The following is an 18,016-nucleotide window of genomic DNA, read 5'->3' as shown; positions in this document are numbered from 1 at the left end:
CCGATGACGGACCCGGGCTCCAGAGCCGACGGGAACGCGCCGGCTCACCAGCCCAGTCGTAGTCGATACGTCGTGCGAGGCGGCAGCGCCGGACCACGCCGTGCTTCATTAAGGGGAAGACGCTCACTTGATGTCGGACCGCAGCCTGCGATTCCTCACGTTCCCCCAGCAGTCGGCCCAGGGAGGGGAGCGGGGCGCCGTGCTGCTGCGGGAGCGCCCCGCCTCACCGCCCGACGCGCCCCGGGGCGAGGGCGGGGGTGACGACCGGCGCCGCGACTCCCGGGCCCCGCAGGACCCCCGGTCCTCCCAGGACGACAATCCGTTCGCACCGCCGCCGGAGGGCGCCCCCGACCGGCCCTGGCAGCCGAGGCACCCGTCCGGCGGCGAGGGGGCGACGGTTCCCGGGGGGACGGCGGCCGCTCCCCCTGGGGCCGCAACTGGAGCGACCGGCAGCCCGGCCGCTCCCCCGGCGGCTTCGGCGAGCGCCCGCGCGGTCCCGAGGGCCAGGGCGGCGGACCCCAGGGTCCCGGCCCGCGCTGGGACCCCACCGACCCGGCCCAGCGCCGGGCGCGCTACGCGCTGCTGGCCGGCATGTGGGCCTTCTTCTTCGCCCTCTTCAGCTGGCCCTACGTCGCGCTGCTGCTGGGCGCGTTCGCCCTGTACTGGGGCATCAGCGCCCTGCGCGCCAAGCCCCGCACGCCCGACCCGGACTCCGCGGCGCCCCGGCCGCAGGGCCGCCCGCAGACCACGGCCGCGGTGAGCGGCCTGGTGACGGCCTCCCTGGCCCTCGCCCTGGTCGCCGCGTCGTTCACGGCCCGGATGGTCTACCACGACTACTACACGTGCACCAACGACGCGCTCACCCAGGAGGCGCGGCAGTCCTGCAGCGACCTCCTGCCGGAGGAACTGCGCGACCTCCTGGGGACGTCCGGCTGACACCGGCGGTGACACCGCGGGCCTCGGGCCCCGTCCGGCCGCGGCGTCCGCCCGCGTCCGGGCGCGGCCACGGCCCCGGGGCGCCGTGCCACGGCTGACCCCGGTCACGGACACTGCCGGTCCCCGGCCGGGTCGAGCGCGCCGGGAGGGGGATCCACGGGCAGGAAGTCGTAGGGACCGCAGTCACCGCCTTCCCCGCCCGGGCCCTTGTCCGCGGCCGGTGGGGCCTTCGGGGCCCACGCGGCGCGGGCGCCCGCGGTCCGCGCGAGACGCCATGCCGCCCGCAGCCTCGCTCCCCGGCCGTCCGGGGTCCCGCTCGCGGCCGCCCGCTGCTCCGGGGCCCGCGCCGGGCGGGCGCCCACGGCCCGGGCCGGATACCGGAGCGCCCGGATCCGCCGGCCGCCCGCAAAGCCTGTGGACGCCGTGCCTCCCGTGGAGCTCGTGGAGCCGTCCTCCTTCGGCCCGCCTCCGTACGGGTGCTCCTCGCGCGGCCCGCCGATCCGCCCCGCCTGTCCCGCCCGCCCCGGCCGCCCGCCACGGGACGTGCGGCACCGCCAGTCCCGTACCGCCAGGGCCGTCACGGTCGCCACCAGTCCGATCCAGACCAGGGTCGCGGCTCCCACCTGCCACCCCACCGGCCCGAACCGGGAGAGCGAGGCCACCCCCAGCGGTCCGCCCGCGAGCGTCGCGAGCACCGTCAGCAGGGCCGCGCACAGCACGGCCGCCAGTGCCGCCGCGCCGGCCGTCCGGCCGCGCGACCAGGGCGCGGCGGGCGCCCGCCCGGGCCGTGCGCCTGCCGGTCCTCCGCCCTCCCCGCCCGCCGCGGCGCCCCGGCCCACGCACCACCCCGCCACCGCTCCGGCCAGCACCGGCACCGCCCCGGCCGCCCAGTTCAGCGGCGTCCCCTCCCCCGCGTCCGGCACCGCAGCGAGCAGCGGGAACGGCGGCAGCAGCGGGGCCGGCGCGGAGGAGAACGGGGTCACGAGGGTGCCGGTGCCGAGGAGGAAACCGGGGCCGAGGGCGTACGCCGCCGCCCACACCGCGGCGTTCGGCACCAGCGTGACGCCGAGCAGCAGCACCGCCAGCCGCCCCGACCAGCCCTCCGTGAGCCCCAGGAAGGCCCTCCGGGTCTCCCCGCCGTGCCATCCCAGCGAGGCCACCAGCAGCAGCGCACCGCCGCCGGCCAGCACCGCCGTCCCGGCCGCCGCCGCCCGCGCCGCGACCCCGGGGCGGCCGTCCGGGCCGAGGACCAGGTGCCGCGCCCCCCTCGGCAGCACCCTGCCCAGCGTCCGCTCCAGCGGCCCGCTCGGGCGGCCGTACGCCGTCCACACCCCCGCCCCGGCCGCCGCCACGGCGACCAGTGGCACGCACACCCCGGTCGACGTCCACGCGGGCCGCAGCGCGCCGCCCGCGGCGTAGAGCGCGGCGGGCGTGCCGACGGCGAGGTAGCCGAGGACGACTCCCGTCCAGACGGTCCGGCCGGGGGCGGGCGGGGCGCCGCCGGCCGCGCCCCCGTCCGCGGCGTCCCGGGCCACCCGGTGCAGCAGCCACACCGGCAGCGCGAGGAGCAGCAGCGGCGGGACGCCCAGGGGTGCGGGGACGCCGGAGAGCGTGTCGGTGCGGATCAGCTCGGCGCCGTGCGCCAGCAGCCACAGCGCCGCGGCGATGTGCAGCGCGCCGTCCGCCCCGCTGTCGGGGTAGGGCGAGCTGATCCACAGCAGGATCACGAGCATCGCGAACGCCGCGAGCCCCAGTCCGGCCGCGAGGGCGCCGCCGAGGAGACCGGCGGCCAGTCCGGGCGAGCGGTCGCGCACCCGGGTGAGCAGGAGGGCCGGCGTCGATCGGCGAACGGTCGTCTGGATCACGCCCGCCATGCTCCCAACGACACGCGCTTTCCCGGCGTAACGGGCGAAGCATCGTTGTGTCGCCCAATATACGTTTATGTTCTTTTTTGCATGGAGGGGTGACCGGTGACGCGGAGGTCTGCCCTCCCCCTCCCCCCGCCCGAGGAACGCCGGCGCCTGCGCGAGGCGAACGCGCTGACGCCCGGTCAGCTCGCCGCGCGCGCGGGCGTCGACACCGGGACGGTGCGGGCGTGGGAGTCCGGCCGGACCGCACCGCGGGGCCGGAAGCGGGAGGCGTACGCGAAGCTGCTGGCCGCCCTGGCGGAGTCCGCGGCGCGGGCCGGGACGCGGGAGTCCGCCCCGGCCCGTCACCGGGAGGAGCCGGACGCGGGCACGGTGACGGCGCGTCCGCAGGAGCCCGTCCTGGGCGGCCGCCGCGGCCCGGTCGCGCCGGAGCCGTCGGCGTTCGCGCAGGCGCCCCCGCCGTCCTCGCCGAGGGACCCCGCACCGGCCTTCCCGCCCGGGGAGCAGGACTCCCCCGGCCCGGCGCACGGCCTGACGCCGGCTCAGGCCTTCGACGCGCTGTACGCGTTCTGCGCCCCCGCCCTGGTCCGGCAGGCGTACCTGCTGACCGGCCACCGCGACCTGGCGCGCGAGTCGGTGGAGCGGGCGTTCCAACGGGCCTGGGAACACTGGCCCGAGGTGGCCCGCGACCCGGACCCGGCCGGCTGGGTGCGCGCGGCGGCGCACGAGTGGGCGCTCTCCCCCTGGCACCGGTTCCGCCTCCGTCACCGGCGCTCCGGACCCCCGCCCCCCGACCCGTCCGACCGGGCCCTGCTGGAGGTCCTGCTGCGGCTCCCGCCGCCGTACCGCCGCACGCTCCTGCTGTACGACGGGATCGGCCTCGACCTGCCCGACGTGGCCGCGGAGACCGAGGCCAGCACCCCGGCGACCGCCGGCCGGCTGCTGCACGCGCGCGAGGCCGTCGCCGCCCGGCTGCCGGAGCTGTCGGATCCGCGGGTGCTGCACCGGCGGCTGGCCGAACTGGCCTCCGCCGAGCGGCTGCGGGCGGCCCGGCCGACGGCGGTGCGCGACGGCGGCGAACGCCGGGCCCGCTTCTGGACCCGGACCTCCCTCGCCTTCACGGCCGCCCTGATCGGCACCACGGCGTACGCCCTGTACACCGCCCCCGACGGCTACGAACCGCCGGTGCCGCCGGGGGAGAAGGTCCGGGGCGTGCCGCCGCGGGTGGCTCCCGGCCCCCTGTCGAAGGACCAGCAGGAGCTGCGCTCCAAGCTCCGGCGGGAGTTGCTGCACGGGCCGGACCGGCTGGCACCGCAGCCGCGGTGAGGCTCCGCACCTACCCCGGAACGCGGACGGGCCCGTCCCCCCGGGGGGGACGGGCCCGTCCGTGCCGTGCGGTGGCGCGACCCGCGGGGCCGGGCTCAGCCCGCGAGGACGGCGCGCGCCAGCTTCGCCGTCTCGGTCGGCGTCTTGCCGACCTTGACGCCGGCGGCCTCGAGGGCCTCCTTCTTCGCCTGGGCGGTGCCGGAGGAGCCGGAGACGATGGCGCCGGCGTGGCCCATGGTCTTGCCCTCGGGCGCGGTGAAGCCCGCGACGTAGCCGACGACCGGCTTGGTCACGTTCTCCTTGATGAAGGCCGCGGCCCGCTCCTCGGCGTCGCCGCCGATCTCGCCGATCATGACGATCAGGTCGGTCTCGGGGTCGTCCTGGAAGGCCTTCAGGGCGTCGATGTGGGTGGTGCCGATGATCGGGTCACCGCCGATGCCGACCGCCGTGGAGAAGCCGATGTCGCGCAGCTCGTACATCATCTGGTACGTCAGCGTGCCGGACTTCGAGACCAGGCCGATGCGGCCCGGCTTGGTGATGTCGCCCGGGATGATGCCGACGTTGGACTGGCCCGGGGTGATGATGCCGGGGCAGTTCGGGCCGATGATGCGGGTCTTGTTGCCCTTCTTGCCGGCGTACGCCCAGAAGGCGGCCGTGTCGTGCACGGCGATGCCCTCGGTGATCACGACGGCCAGCGGGATCTCGGCGTCGATGGCCTCGACGACCGCGTCCTTGGTGAACTTCTCCGGCACGAAGATGACGGAGACGTTGGCGCCGGTCTTCTCGATGGCCTCCTTGACGGTGCCGAAGACGGGTACCTCGGTGCCGTCGAAGTCCACGGTCTGACCCGCCTTGCGCGGGTTCACGCCGCCCACGACGTTCGTGCCGTCACCGAGCATGAGCTTGGTGTGCTTCATGCCGGTGGCACCGGTCATGCCCTGGACGATGACCTTGCTGTCCTTGTTGAGCCAGATAGCCATGGTGTGTTGGTGTCCTCGTCCTGAGTGCTTACTTGGCGGCGTGGGCCAGCTCGGCGGCCTTGTCGGCCGCGCCGTCCATGGTGTCGACGCGCTGGACCAGCGGGTGGTCGGCGTCGGTGAGGATCTGCCGGCCGAGCTCGGCGTTGTTGCCGTCGAGGCGGACGACCAGCGGCTTGGTGACCTGCTCGCCGCGGTCCTCGAGGAGCTTCAGGGCCTGGACGATGCCGTTGGCCACCTCGTCGCAGGCGGTGATGCCGCCGAAGACGTTGACGAAGACGGACTTGACGTCCGGGTCGCCGAGGATGATCTCCAGGCCGTTGGCCATGACCTGGGCGGAGGCGCCACCGCCGATGTCCAGGAAGTTGGCCGGCTTGACGTTGCCGTGCTTCTCACCGGCGTACGCGACGACGTCCAGGGTGCTCATCACGAGACCCGCGCCGTTGCCGATGATGCCGACCTCGCCGTCGAGCTTGACGTAGTTGAGGTTCTTCTCCTTGGCGGCGGCCTCGAGCGGGTTGGCCGCGGCCTTGTCCTGGAGCTCCTCGAACTCGGGGTGGCGGAACTCGGCGTTGTCGTCCAGGGACACCTTGCCGTCGAGGGCGATGACGTCACCGGAGGCGACCTTCGCGAGCGGGTTGACCTCGACCAGGAGGGCGTCCGACTTGACGAAGGTGTCCCACAGCTTGACGAGGACGTTCACGACCTTGTCGGCGACCTCGGCCGGGAACTTGGCGGCCTCGACGATCTCGCGGGCCTTGGCCTCGTCCACACCGTCGATGGCGTCGATGGCGATCTTGGCGACGGCCTCGGGGCGGGTGGCCGCGACCTCCTCGATCTCCATGCCGCCCTCGACGGAGGCGATGGAGAGGAAGGTGCGGTTGGCGCGGTCGAGGAGGAAGGAGACGTAGTACTCCTCGAGGATCTCCGGGGCCGTCTCGGCGATCATGACCTTGTGGACCGTGTGGCCCTTGATGTCCATGCCGAGGATGTCCGTCGCGCGGGCGACGGCCTCGTCCGGGGTGGCGGCCAGCTTCACGCCACCGGCCTTGCCGCGACCACCGACCTTCACCTGCGCCTTGACGACCGACTTGCCGCCCAGACGCTCGGTGATCTCGCGCGCCGCCTCAGGCGTGTCGATGACTTCACCGGCCAGCACCGGTACACCGTGCTTGGCGAAGAGGTCCCTCGCCTGGTACTCGAACAGGTCCACGCGCTTCCGTCCCTATCAGTGATCTCGCGGTTCGTTGGATGCGTGGGCGTGCCGCGAAGGGCAACGTGACGTCCGCTGTGTCACAAGGGAGGCGCACACGGTGTCCGAGCGCGCGGCATGTCCATCTCGCAGGTTATCGCCGCACGGCGGGCCTCTCTAAATCGCGAGTCACACGTGAGCGGTGATACCTGTCACATGATGCCGCCCTCCCTGGCACGGCGTGCCGGGGGTGAGGGGCCTCACCGGGCTGGGGTTGACCCGGTGAGGCCGCTGGAACAGCCCGGAGGGACGACGAGCGCCCCGCTCTCCGGGCTGCGGGGAGCGGCCCCCACCCCAATGAGGGCCGCTCCCCCGTCCGCGGGGTTCCGATCGGACGCGCCGACGGATTTCGGCGGTCCCGGGACCGATGCCCCGCGGAGTCTCTTGTTACTCGCGGGTCAGATGTGGTTCCACCGCGGGGCGGCCGACTCGGCGACGCCCTCGGCTCCGGTGACCGCGTGACCGGCGAGCGCGCCCGTGTCGGCCCGGACGGTCCCGGACAGGTCCCGCGCGAAGGGCGCGGCCTGTCCGCCGGCCCCGTGCACGAACGGGCCGGCCTCCGCGGCCACCCCGCCCGCGAAGAGCCGGACGTCCTCGGCGACGCCGTGCGCCAGCGCCGCGGTGCTGCCGCCGACCCCCTCGGCGACCGGTGCGACGGTCCCGGTGACGGCGTCCACGACGGGCCGGACGGCCCCGGTGACCCCGGCGGCGAACGGCGGCACCTCGTCCGCGACGCCCTCCGCGAACCAGCCCGCCCGCCCGGCCGCGCCGTGCGCCACCGGCGGCACCTCCGCGACGACACCGCCGGTGAAGGACCGGACGTCACCGGTGACGCCGTGCGCCAGTGCGCCCGCGTCCGCGACGGCCCGCCCGGCGACGGGCACCGCGCCGTCCACGGCCGTGTCCACGACCGGCGGCAGCACCGCGCCCGTGACGTCAGCGGCGGCCCATCCGGCCAGACCGGTGGCGTACGGCGGCACGTCGCCGACGACCCCGCCGACGGCCGGCCGCACGCCGTCCACGGCACCGGTGGCGACGGACGCCGCCTCGGCGACCGCGCCCCCGGCGGCCGACCGCGCGTCGGCGGCCGCGCCGGCCGCGACCGGCGGCACGTCCCGCACCGGGCCGTCCACGACCGGCCGGACGTCACCGGCCAGGCCGTACGCCGTCGCCGCCGCGGCGCCGACGGCGTGCCCCGCGGCCCGCCCGGCCCCGCCGGCGGCGTGTCCGGCGACCGGGGTCACGCCGTGGGCCGCGTCCGCGGCGGCTCCCGCCGCTCCGGCCGCGAGGCCGCCGGGGACCGGAGCGACGCCGGCGAGGGTCCCCTGCCCGGTGTACGCGACCGCGGCCACCGCCCGCTCGGCGACCGGTGCGGCCCCCGCGACGGCCCGCCGGGCGATCGGCGGGACGGCGTCCCGGGCGGTCTCGTCGGCGATGACGGTGGCGTGCCCGGGGACGGCGGAAACGGTGCCGGTGAGGCCGGACGCACCGCCCCGGGCCCGGTGGGCGGTGTCCTGGGCGGTGGCGAGGTCCTGCCGCTCGAGCTCGGGGGCGAAGGCGGAGAGGGGACCGAAGAGGTAGTCGACGGTGTCCCGCGCGGTGACGGCGGCGTCGGTTCCGGCAGCGGATTCGGCGGCGGAGCCGAGGGCGTCGGCCGTCGCGGTGACGGCGGCACCGGCGTGGGTGCGGGCGTGGGGCTCGCCGAGGGAGTCGGTGAGGGTGCCGGCGGCGTCGGCACCGGTCTCGGCGGCCGTTTCGGCTGCGGTCTCGGCGGCGGTCGCGTCCGGGGCCGAGAGGGGGAGCGAGGGCGGTTCCTCCGCGCTCGCCGAGGCGGAGCCGAGGGCCCAGGCCCCGGTGACACCGGCGGCTATGACGAGGGAACGGCGGATGTTCTTGTTCATCTGTGCGTCAGATCCTTGGATCCTGGGGTTCCGAGGCCCGGACGTGATCGGGCGGGCCCGGAAGCCGGGGGACGTGTTTCCGGCCGCCGGGCCGGGGTCCGCGGGGTGCGCGGAAGGCTCCGGCGGCTTCCGCCGGGACACGGAGGGTGTCCGGACGGGCAGGCCTGCTCCGCCCCCGCGCGCACGCGCGGCGGGGGGAGCGGCCGCCCCTAGGCGGGGGAGACGGGAACGTCCCGGTACCGGTCCCGTGTCCCGGTCGCCTCGGCGCGCTCGGTGGCGCCGGGGACGAGCCGGAGCGGCGGCCGGGGGCACGGGGTCACGGCGTGTGCGTCGCCGTGCCGCGGCGTGCCGTTGTCCGCGGTCGAACGGCTGCCCGCCGTCCCGTCCGGCTGACCGGCGGGGGCGTGGGGCGCCGGGGCCGGCTCGGCGTGCACGGCGTCCCGCGGGGCGCCGTGCCCGTCGGCGCCGCGCGTCGCGCCGTGGGCGTCGACGGCCACCGGGCCGAGGGCGACGGGCGCCACGGCTCCGGTGCGTCCGTCCGGGACGGACGCACCGGCCGCCGTCGGAGTCGAGGCGGTCGGGTCCTCCGGCCGCGGAGCGGGTGACCCCGCCCCCGGGTCGGACGTGATCGGCGCGGGAAGGGTGTGTCCGGGAACGACGGGCCCGGGAACGGCGGGTCCGGGAACGGCGGGTCCGGGAACGGCGGGCAGCCCCGGGAGGTCCGGCCGCGGGAGGGGCCGCGTCGGACCGGGCAGCTCGGGCAGCGTGGGCAGCTCCTCCGGCGACACGACCGACCGGCCCGTCACCGTGCCCACCGCCTCCCCGACCGGTCGCACGATCCGCTCGTCCACGGTCCGGACCAGGGACTCGGTCAGCGGGCGGAACGGGTCGGCCGCCCACGGGGCCTGCACGGTGCCGGCGGCCGTCGGCCCGGTGGCCGAAGTCCCCGGCTCGCTCGCCGGGGCCTCCGCGGCCTCCGGGCGGCCCGGACGGCGGGTGTCGGCCGGCGGGACCTGGCCGGCGGCCCGCCGGGCCTCTCCGCCCGGCCTCTCCGCCCGGACGCCGTTCACCGGAGCGGACACCACGGCCCCGACCGTCCCGGTGGTGCCGGTGAAGGGGGAGTCGGAGAGGGAGAGCGAGGACGTCTCCGCCTGCACGCCGTCCGCCGCCTGCGCCCTCTCCCCGCACAGCATCCCGAGCACGAACACCGCGCCCACCAGCAGCGCCACTTCGAGCGCACGCCGCCCGGCCGCCGTGCGCATCGCGCGCAGGGCGGCACCGGGCAACGCTGCTGACCAGGTCAAGGGGGGAGGTTCCTCCCGGACGGCGGGACGGGCGAGGACGCATCGCGCGTCGCATGAGGCGTGAGGCGTCGAGTGAGGCGTCGGGCATGGGGAGCGCCTCGTACGCCGAAATCGAACGGCGCCGATCCTCGCACGCGACTCCCGAGGTTGCGCAAGCCCCTCGTCACCGATGGCCGGTCATGTCCGTTTTGGCCGCCGCGAGCCGGACGGTGACGGGTCGGCAGGCAGCCGCCGGCCCGTCCCGTCCGTCCCGCTCGCCTCGGTTCACACCGCGTCCGGTACCGGCAGCGGCCGCTTCTCGATCGCCGCCGCCATCACCTCCGGGAACAGGTCGGGCGTGCAGGCGAACGCCGGCACGCCCAGTCCGGCCAGCGCCGCCGCGTGCTCCCGGTCGTACGCGGGCGTCCCCTCGTCGGACAGTGCGAGCAGCGCCACGAACTGCACCCCCGACGCCTTCATCGCCGCGACCCGTTTGAGCATCCCGTCGCGTATCCCCCCTTCGTAGAGGTCGCTGATCAGCACCACCACCGTCTCCGCGGGCCGGGTGATCCGCGACTGGCAGTACGCCAGCGCCCGGTTGATGTCCGTACCGCCGCCGAGTCGGGTGCCGAAGAGCACGTCGACGGGGTCGTCGAGCCGGTCGGTGAGGTCGGCGACCGCCGTGTCGAAGACGACGAGCCGCGTGCTGATCGACCGCATGGACGCGAGCACCGCCCCGAACACCGACGCGTGGACGACGGACGCCGCCATCGATCCGGACTGGTCGACGCAGAGGACGACCTCCTTCTTCACCGACCGCGAGGCACGCCCGTAGCCGACGAGCCGCTCCGGCACGACCGTCCGGTGCTCCGGGAGGTAGTGCTTGAGGTTGGCCGCGATCGTGCGGTTCCAGTCGATGTCGCGGTGGCGCGGCCGTTCGATGCGGGCGCTGCGGTCGAGGGCGCCGGTGAGGGTGGCCCGGGTGCGGGTGGCGAGCCGCTTCTCCAGGTCCTCGACGACCTTGCGCACGACCGCGCGTGCCGTCTCCCTCGTCGTCTCCGGCATCGCCTTGCCGAGCGACAGCAGCGTGCCGACGAGGTGGACGTCGGCCTCGACCGCCTCGAGCATCTCCGGTTCCAGCAGGAGGGTGGACAGCCCGAGCCGGTCGATGGCGTCGCGCTGCATGACCTGGACGACGGAGGAGGGGAAGTAGGTCCGGATGTCCCCGAGCCAGCGCGCCACCGACGGCGCCGACGCCCCGAGCCCCGCCGAACGCTCCCGCCCCGCCTGCGGCTTGTCGCCCTTGCCGTAGAGCGCGGAGAGGGCGCCGTCCATCGCGGCGTCCTGCCCGGACAGCGCGTGTCCGGTCCCGTCGGCCGCGTCCCCGCCGAGCACGAGCCGCCACCGCCGCAGCCGCTCCCGCGCCGGGTCCGTCGCCGTGGTCGTCATGTGCCTCTCCCCCTGGTGCCGCCGGTGTCGTGGTGCCGCTGTGTTCGCGGTCCCGTCATCGCGCCGCTCCCTGCGGACCGGTGCCGAGCGCTTCCCCGTCGTCCCCGCCCGGTCCCAGCAGCAGCCGCACGACCGGCAGCACGGCGTCCGCGCGCGCGGTGTCGAGGTCGGGCGCGAAGCCGGGTGCGCCGGAACCGGCGGCCACCGTGCTCCCGCGCGCCCCGGGCCCGCGCCGGACCAGTTCGCCGAGGGTGCGCCGCACCCCCGCCTCGTACGCCGAGAACGTCCGCCGCAGCAGCGGCAGTACGTCCGTGAACGCCTCCGCCGGCACCCCCGTCAGCCACGCGTCGACCAGCCCGAACAGCCGCTCGTCGTGGACCAGGAGCATCCCGCCCCCGGAGCCGCCGCCGACGAAGCCCTCGATCCACGCGGCCGCGTCCGCCGGCGGTGTGCCCGGCGACAGCACCAGGCCCATCAGCCGCGCCGCCTCGTCCCGCGCCAGCTCCCCGCCGTCCAGCAGCAGCCGCACGGACCGCCCCCGTACGACGCCGGGCACCGTGTCCCGCGCCGACAGCGTCCGCAGCACCGACTGCCAGCGGGCGCGCAGGTCCGCGTGCCCCGGTGCCGGGGCGTCGCCGAGGAGGCCCACCGCCCCGTGCACCGCGTCGAGATGGCCCCGCATCTCCTCGGCGGCGTCCGCGTCCAGCCCGGCGCAGGCCGGCGGCAGTCCGACGAAGACCCGCTCGGCGAGCCCGGCGGCGACCTCGGCCAGCGCCGCGGTGTCCGTGCCGCGCACGTCGCCGTAGCGCAGCGAGCGGACCAGGGCGGGCAGCGCCTGGGCGAGGTGGCCGACGTCGGTGTCCAGGGCCGCGCGGTCGGCGAGGATCCGCATCACCGCGGGCAGTGCGCCGGGCAGTCCGGCCAGCAGGCAGCGCTCGGCCAGCCCGGTGACCTCGGCGAGGCCCTGCGCGGCGACGGCGTCCGCCTCGGCCCTGGCCGTCGCGGCGGCGCGTACGGTCGTCCCCCACACCCCGGCCTCGGCGACCCGTACGGACAGTTCCGGCTCCCAGCGCAGCCGCCAGGTCTCCCGGAAGGTCCCCGTGCTCCCGCGCGAGGCGGCCGGCTCGCCCCATGCGACGCCGAGCAGCCGCAGCCGGTGCAGCAGCCTGCTGCGCCCGGCGTCGGTCTCCCTGCGCAGGTCGAGCTCCAGCTCCCGCTCCGCGGCCTCCGGTCTCAGCCGCAGCCGGCGCTGGATGCGCGCGAGGTCCCGCTGCAGCGGCACGGCGGGCGCCGTCGCCGGCACCTCCCCCAGCACGTCCCCGACGACCAGCCGGTCGTGCACCAGCGCCAGCGGCACGTCGGAGCCCTCGCACATCACCGCCCGGACCGCGTCGGTCGTCTCGCCCAGTCCGGGCAGCGGACGGCCCCGCATCGCGGCGAGCGTCCCCGCCAGCCGCACGGCCTCGATGACGTGCGCGGACGACACGATCCGGTCCTCGTCCCGCAGCAGCCCCGCCACCTTGGTCATCCACCGCTCGACCGGCCGGTCGGGGGCGCCGAACAGGTGCCCGTACCAGCCCGGGGAGTCGACGCCCGCGCCGTATCCGCTCATCCGGGACAGTCTGCGGTTGGTCCAGGGCACCCAGGTCATGTCCGTCCTGACCTTGGGCAGCCCCTTCAGCACGGCCCGGTCGGCGGCGACGGTGGTCCTCCGCCGCAGCGCGGGCACGTGCCAGGCCCCGCACACCACGGCCACCCCGTCCTCGAACTCCCGCTGCGCCGCCCGGATCCGCAGCCGCATGTGCGCCTCGCGCACCAGGTCCCGGTCGTGTCCCCCGCTGCCGTACGTCTCCCGCAGCGCCGTCATGGCCTCTTCCAGCGCGGTGAACGGCGCGAGCGCGTCGCCCTTCCCCACGCCCCGGTGCTCGACGACGTCCTCCCACCACCGCTCGGGATCGTCGTACCCGGCGGTCCCGGCGAGCACTCCCAGCGGGTCGACCCGCACGTCGGCGTCCGGGGCGGCGTCGTCCCCGGACCTGGACCCCTCCGCGGCGCCGGGGCCGGGAGCGGTACCGGGGCCGGGGCCGGGCCCGTCCGCCCCGCCGGTCCCGTCGTCCCCGTCCTTCCCGTCCTCCCCCTCCGCCTTCCCCCACGCCAGCGTGTGGGCGGCCGGCAGGTCGATGAAGCGGGCCGGGACCCCGTGCTCCAGCGCCCAGCGGATCGCGACCCACTCCGGGGAGAACTCCGCCAGCGGCCAGAAGGCCGAGCGGCCGGGCTCGTCCACGGCGTGGGCGAGCAGGGCGACCGGCGGCCGCATGTCCTCCTCCGCGGCGAGCGGGATCAGCGGGTCGGCCTCGGGCGGGCCCTCGATCAGCACGGCCCCCGGCCGGGCCTCCTCCAGCGCCGCCCGCACCGCCCGTGCCGACCCCGGCCCGTGATGCCGCACCCCGAGCAGCAACGGCCCCGCCGGCCGCCCGCCGCCGGGCCTGTCCACGTCCGTCACGCCGTCCCCCTCGAAGCGCCGCCGGGCGGCCGCGCCGGTCCCCGGCACGCGTCCCTCGCCCCGCCGTTCACGCGCTGACCTCCCGGCAGGCCCGGTAGAAGTCCTTCCAGCCGTCACGCTCGCGGACGACGGTCTCCAGGTACTCCTGCCAGACGACGCGGTCCGCCGCCGGGTCGCGGACGACCGCGCCGAGGATGCCCGCGGCGACGTCCCCGGCCCGCAGCACGCCGTCGCCGAAGTGGGCGGCGAGCGCCAGCCCGTTGGTGACCACGGAGATCGCCTCGGCGGTCGACAGCGTGCCGCTGGGCGACTTCAGCTTCGTCCGGCCGTCGGCGGTGACCCCGTCGCGCAGCTCGCGGAAGACCGTGACGACACGGCGGATCTCGTCGATGCCGTCGGGCACGGCCGGCAGGTCGAGGGAGCGGCCGATCTGGTCCACCCGGCGCGAGACGATGTCGACCTCCGCCTCGGGGGTCTCCGGCAGCGGCAGCACCACGGTGTTGAAGCGGCGGCGCAGGGCGCTGGACAGGTCGTTGACCCCGCGGTCGCGGTCGTTCGCCGTGGCGATCAGGTTGAAGCCGCGGACCGCCTGCACCTCCTGGCCCAGTTCCGGTATCGGCAGGGTCTTCTCCGACAGGATGGTGATGAGCGTGTCCTGGACGTCGGCCGGGATGCGGGTCAGCTCCTCGACGCGGGCCGTCATCCCCTCCGCCATGGCCCGCATCACCGGGCTGGGCACCAGGGCGTCGCGGCTGGGGCCGTGGGCGAGCAGCCGGGCGTAGTTCCAGCCGTAGCGGATGGCCTCCTCCGGCGTGCCGGCCGTGCCCTGCACCAGCAGGGTCGAGTCCCCGCTGACCGCCGCGGCCAGGTGCTCGGACACCCACGTCTTCGCGGTGCCGGGCACGCCGAGCAGCAGCAGGGCGCGGTCGGTGGCGAGGGTGCTCACGGCGACCTCGACGATGCGGCGCGGACCGACGTACTTCGGTGTGATCACCGTGCCGTCCGGCAGCGTGCCGCCGAGCAGGTAGGTCGCGACGGCCCACGGCGAGAGCCGCCAGCGGGCCGGACGCGGGCGGTCGTCCCGCGCCGCCAGCGCGGCGAGCTCGGCGGCGAAGGCGTCCTCCGCGTGCGGCCGCAGCGCCTGTGGTCCGGGGGCGGGACGGGCGGCGTCCGTGCCCGGGTGCGCGGACGCGGAGCCGTCCCGGGCCGGGTCGGCGGACATCGGTTCAACGGACGCGGACATGGCTGAGTCCCCCTCCAGCTCGGCCGGTTCGGATCTGCCACCTACCGTGCACCACGCCACTGACAATCGCCCCGGCCCGCGGAAATGCACTCGTCGGACCGATTGTCAGTGCCGGGACGTACCTTCGGCGGCATGACTCAGCAGGGGGCGCGCTGGACCGCGGACCGGGTGCTCGCACTGGCGCCTGACACCGCCTCGCGCGAAGCGGGGAGCAGACTCGGCGCGGCCGGTCCGTGGTCCGGGGCCGGCCGGTCCGGCGAGGGGGCGCTGTGGGGGCTGTGCGAGGGCAGCGGCAGCGAGCCGTACCGGACGGTCGTCGACCTCGCGGACCCCTCCGGACCCGCGTGCGCGTGCAGCTGCCCGAGCCGTCAGGTCCCGTGCAAGCACGCGCTCGGTCTGCTGCTGCTCTGGGCGGGCGGGGACGGGGCGGTGCCGCGGGCGGAGGCCCCGGAGTGGGCGGAGCGGTGGCTCGCGGGCCGGCACGGGCGCGCGGAGCGGCGGCGGACCGCGCACTCCCCGGATCCCCCGGACTCCCCCGGCTCCCCGTCCGGGTCCGCCGGTGCGGAGGCGGCGCGGCGCAGGGCGGAGCGCCGGGCCGAGCGGATCACCGCGGGCGCGCTGGAGCTGGAGCAGCGCCTGGCGGACCTGCTCCGCGGCGGCCTGGCGACGGCGGAGCAGTCCGGGTACGGCCTGTGGGAGGAGACGGCGGCCCGCATGGTCGACGCCCAGGCACAGGGGCTGGCCGCCCGGGTGCGGGAGCTGGGGGCGATCCCCGGCACCGGGCCGGGCTGGCCGGTGCGGCTGCTGGAGGAGTGCGCGCTGCTCCACCTCCTCGACCGGGGCTGGCTGCGCCGGGAGCGGCTGCCGGAGGGCCTCGCCGCGACGGTCCGCTCCCGCGTCGGCCTGCCCGCCTCGGCGGACGGCCCGCCGGTGCGGGACCGCTGGCTGGTCCTCGCCCAGTACGACACGGCGGACGCCCGTCTGACGACCCGCCGCATCTGGCTGTACGGCACGGACTCGCGGCGCACCGCCCTGCTCCTCTCCTACGGCGCCGCGGGCCGCGCCCCCGAGATCGCCCTGCCGGTCGGGACGGTCCTGGACGCGGAGCTGTCCGCCTATCCGGGCGCGGGGCAGCCGCGGGCGGCCCTGGGCGAGCGGTTCGCGCCCCCCGCGCCGACGACGGCGCGGCCGCCGGGGACGACGCCGGCCCGGGCGGTCGCCCGCTACGGCGAGGCGCTGCGCGACGACCCCTGGCTGGAGTCGGTTCCGGTGACGCTGGACCGGGTGGTCCCGGTCCCGGACGGTGACGGCTGGCAGCTGGCGGACGCCGACGGGGACACGGCCCTGCCGATCACCCCGGCCGCGCGGTCCCGGCCCGGCCTGTGGCGCCTGGTCGCCCTGTCGGGCGGCGCCCCGGTCACGGTCTTCGGCGAGTGCGGCCACCGGGGATTCACCCCGATGGCGGCATGGCCGCAGGGGCCCGGCGAGGCGGTGCCGCTGTGCTGAACCACGCGTTCCCTCCCGTTCCCTCCCGTTCCCTCCTGTTCCTCCGGTCTCAGGAATTTTTCGGGCACCACTGGACACTCGGTGCGCGTGGGTCTTCGACCGTGCCGGGCCGCCCGACGGAAAGGAAGCTCATGAGCAGGACCACCGTCGCCGTGGACCCGTCCCTCCCGGACGCCTGGGAGGACCTGGTCACCACGGCCCTGCTGGGCACGGACCGGCGCACACCGGCGGGCTGCGCCCCCGGCCCCGAGGCACCGGTGGCGCTGCTGGACGCGGCGGCCGCGGCGACCGTACGGCGGCGCGCCGGGCTGCGGCCGGCGCGGGCGGCGAGGCGCCCGGAGCCCGCCCCCGAGGACCCCCGTCCGCCGCTGCCGCCCGCCGCCGCCCGTCGGCTCACGCTGCTGCTCTCCGACCGCCCCGGCGCCTCCGGCGGCGGCCGCCGGGGCACGGCCCCGGATCTCATGGAGCTGCTGCCCCAGTGGCTGGCGGCGGCGAACGCCCGCGGTTTCGCGGCGCCCCCTGCCGCGCTGCCCGCCCTGCTCGACGCCGCGCGGGGACGTACGGACCTGCGTCCGGCGGCCCTGCGGTTCGCGGGGCCGCGCGCCCTGTGGCTGGCCCGGCTCAACCCGGACTGGCGGTTCGCCCTGCGCTCGGCACGGGGCGCGTCCGTGCCCGGTCCCGACGACCCGGAGGGGATCGAGCGGCTCTGGCGGGAGGGCCTCTTCGCCGAGCGGGTCGCACTCCTCACCGCCCTGCGCTCCCGCGAGCCCGCCGCCGCACGCGACCTCCTCGCGACGACCTGGGCGACGGAGCGCGCGGAGGACCGGCTCATGTTCGTGGACTCCCTGCGCACCGGCCTCGGTCCGGACGACGAGCCCTTCCTGGAGCGGGCCCTGGCCGACCGCAGCCGCAACGTGCGGTCGACGGCCGCGGAGCTGCTGTCGGCGCTGCCCGGTTCGGCGCTCGCGGAACGGATGGCGGTCAGGGCCGGGGCGTGTGTGGCCGTCGACCACACGAGGGACGTGCCGACGCTCGTCGTCGAGGCACCGCACGAGTGCGACGCCGGCATGGAGCGCGACGGCGTGACGGCCAAGGCCCCCGCGGGACGGGGCGAGCGGTCCTGGTGGCTGGGCCAGCTGGTGGAGGCGGCGCCGCTCGGCAGCTGGTCGCGGCGGCTCGGCGGGCGCACGCCCCGGGAGATCGTGGCCCTGCCGGTGGCGGACGACTGGCAGGGCGAGCTGCACGCGGCCTGGTGCCGGGCGGCGGTGCGGCAGCGGGACGCCCAGTGGTCCCGGGCGCTGCTCGGTGAGCCCTCCGCGCCGGAGGCCGGCGGCCCGGGGGCGGTGTCCCTGGCCGAACGCGCCAGGCTGCTCGCCACGCTGGGCGCCGCCGAACGGGCCGAGTGGGTGGCCGGGTTCATCGAGACGCACGGCCTGTCCGAGGCCTTCCAGCTGCTCGGGGTGTGCGCGGTGCCGTGGGCCGCGCCGCTCGGACGGGCCGTGGTCGACGCGCTCAACATCGCGCGGGACGCAGGGAGTTATCCATGGAGTTTCAGCGGAGTCATGGGCTTGGCCGAGCGCTGCCTCGACCCCTCCGGGGCAGGTCACCTCGACGCGCTCCTGGCGGTACCGGACGAGCCGGAGAACGCGGCGCCGGGAGCCGGCGGCTACTGGGCGGAGGCCTTCCAACGCCTGGTCGCGACACTGCGCCTGCGCGCGGTCATGCTGGAGGAGCTGACCCCGGCGCGAGCCTGAACACCGCGGCCCCGAGCG

The 18,016-nt window shown here is 76.8% G+C and carries 11 protein-coding genes and 1 pseudogene; 4 read left to right on the top strand and 8 right to left on the bottom strand.

What is annotated here, in order from left to right; translation table 11 throughout:
- Nucleotides 1-130 precede the first annotated feature (130 nt).
- A pseudogene (locus GL259_RS23995) lies at nucleotides 131-936 on the top strand (hypothetical protein).
- A 104-nt stretch (nucleotides 937-1,040) separates the two neighbouring features.
- On the opposite strand, the gene GL259_RS23990 reads toward GL259_RS23995, so the two are convergent.
- Nucleotides 1,041-2,810 (bottom strand): DUF6350 family protein, encoded by a 1,770-nt coding sequence (locus GL259_RS23990; RefSeq protein ID WP_159535395.1) that lies wholly within the window; start codon nucleotides 2,808-2,810, stop codon nucleotides 1,041-1,043.
- Nucleotides 2,811-2,906: 96 nt separating this feature from the next.
- On the opposite strand from GL259_RS23990, the gene GL259_RS23985 reads away from it, so the two are divergent.
- Nucleotides 2,907-4,130 (top strand): helix-turn-helix domain-containing protein, encoded by a 1,224-nt coding sequence (locus GL259_RS23985; RefSeq protein ID WP_159535394.1) that lies wholly within the window; start codon nucleotides 2,907-2,909, stop codon nucleotides 4,128-4,130.
- Between the two features lie 95 nt (nucleotides 4,131-4,225).
- Here GL259_RS23985 and sucD read toward each other — a convergent pair whose 3' ends face one another.
- From sucD to GL259_RS23950, 7 genes are all read right to left on the bottom strand, one after another.
- The gene (gene sucD, locus GL259_RS23980; RefSeq protein ID WP_159535393.1) at nucleotides 4,226-5,110 is read right to left on the bottom strand and encodes a succinate--CoA ligase subunit alpha; all 885 of its coding nucleotides are present in this window, start codon (nucleotides 5,108-5,110) and stop codon (nucleotides 4,226-4,228) included.
- Between the two features lie 28 nt (nucleotides 5,111-5,138).
- Nucleotides 5,139-6,320, bottom strand: a complete 1,182-nt coding sequence (sucC, locus tag GL259_RS23975; protein ID WP_159535392.1) for an ADP-forming succinate--CoA ligase subunit beta — start codon at nucleotides 6,318-6,320, stop codon at nucleotides 5,139-5,141.
- Between the two features lie 437 nt (nucleotides 6,321-6,757).
- A complete protein-coding gene (locus GL259_RS23970) occupies nucleotides 6,758-8,260 on the bottom strand; it encodes a hypothetical protein (RefSeq protein ID WP_159535391.1) in 1,503 nt (500 codons plus the stop codon).
- A 209-nt stretch (nucleotides 8,261-8,469) separates the two neighbouring features.
- A complete protein-coding gene (locus tag GL259_RS23965) occupies nucleotides 8,470-9,564 on the bottom strand; it encodes a hypothetical protein (protein WP_159535390.1) in 1,095 nt (364 codons plus the stop codon).
- 264 nt (nucleotides 9,565-9,828) lie between these two features.
- Nucleotides 9,829-10,992 carry a VWA domain-containing protein gene (locus GL259_RS23960; RefSeq protein WP_159535389.1) on the bottom strand — a complete coding sequence of 388 codons (1,164 nt, stop codon included), beginning with the start codon at nucleotides 10,990-10,992 and terminating at the stop codon, nucleotides 9,829-9,831.
- 55 nt (nucleotides 10,993-11,047) lie between these two features.
- A complete protein-coding gene (locus GL259_RS23955) occupies nucleotides 11,048-13,495 on the bottom strand; it encodes a DUF5682 family protein (RefSeq protein ID WP_159535388.1) in 2,448 nt (815 codons plus the stop codon).
- A gap of 67 nt (nucleotides 13,496-13,562) precedes the next feature.
- A complete protein-coding gene (locus tag GL259_RS23950; RefSeq protein WP_159535387.1) occupies nucleotides 13,563-14,738 on the bottom strand; it encodes an AAA family ATPase in 1,176 nt (391 codons plus the stop codon).
- Nucleotides 14,739-14,870: 132 nt separating this feature from the next.
- Here GL259_RS23950 and GL259_RS23945 point away from each other — a divergent pair, with 132 nt between their 5' ends.
- Together GL259_RS23945 and GL259_RS23940 are read left to right on the top strand one after the other, a co-directional pair.
- The gene (locus tag GL259_RS23945; RefSeq protein ID WP_159535386.1) at nucleotides 14,871-16,244 is read left to right on the top strand and encodes an SWIM zinc finger family protein; all 1,374 of its coding nucleotides are present in this window, start codon (nucleotides 14,871-14,873) and stop codon (nucleotides 16,242-16,244) included.
- 131 nt (nucleotides 16,245-16,375) lie between these two features.
- On the top strand, nucleotides 16,376-17,998 hold the full coding sequence (locus GL259_RS23940) for a DUF5691 domain-containing protein (RefSeq protein ID WP_159535385.1): 1,623 nt from the start codon (nucleotides 16,376-16,378) through the stop codon (nucleotides 17,996-17,998).
- Nucleotides 17,999-18,016: the final 18 nt, after the last annotated feature.

It is taken from the genome of Streptomyces sp. Tu 3180, assembly GCF_009852415.1.
Lineage (GTDB): Bacteria > Actinomycetota > Actinomycetes > Streptomycetales > Streptomycetaceae > Streptomyces.
Note: the sequence above shows the minus strand (reverse complement) of the source record. Positions and strands in the feature narration are given on the sequence as shown.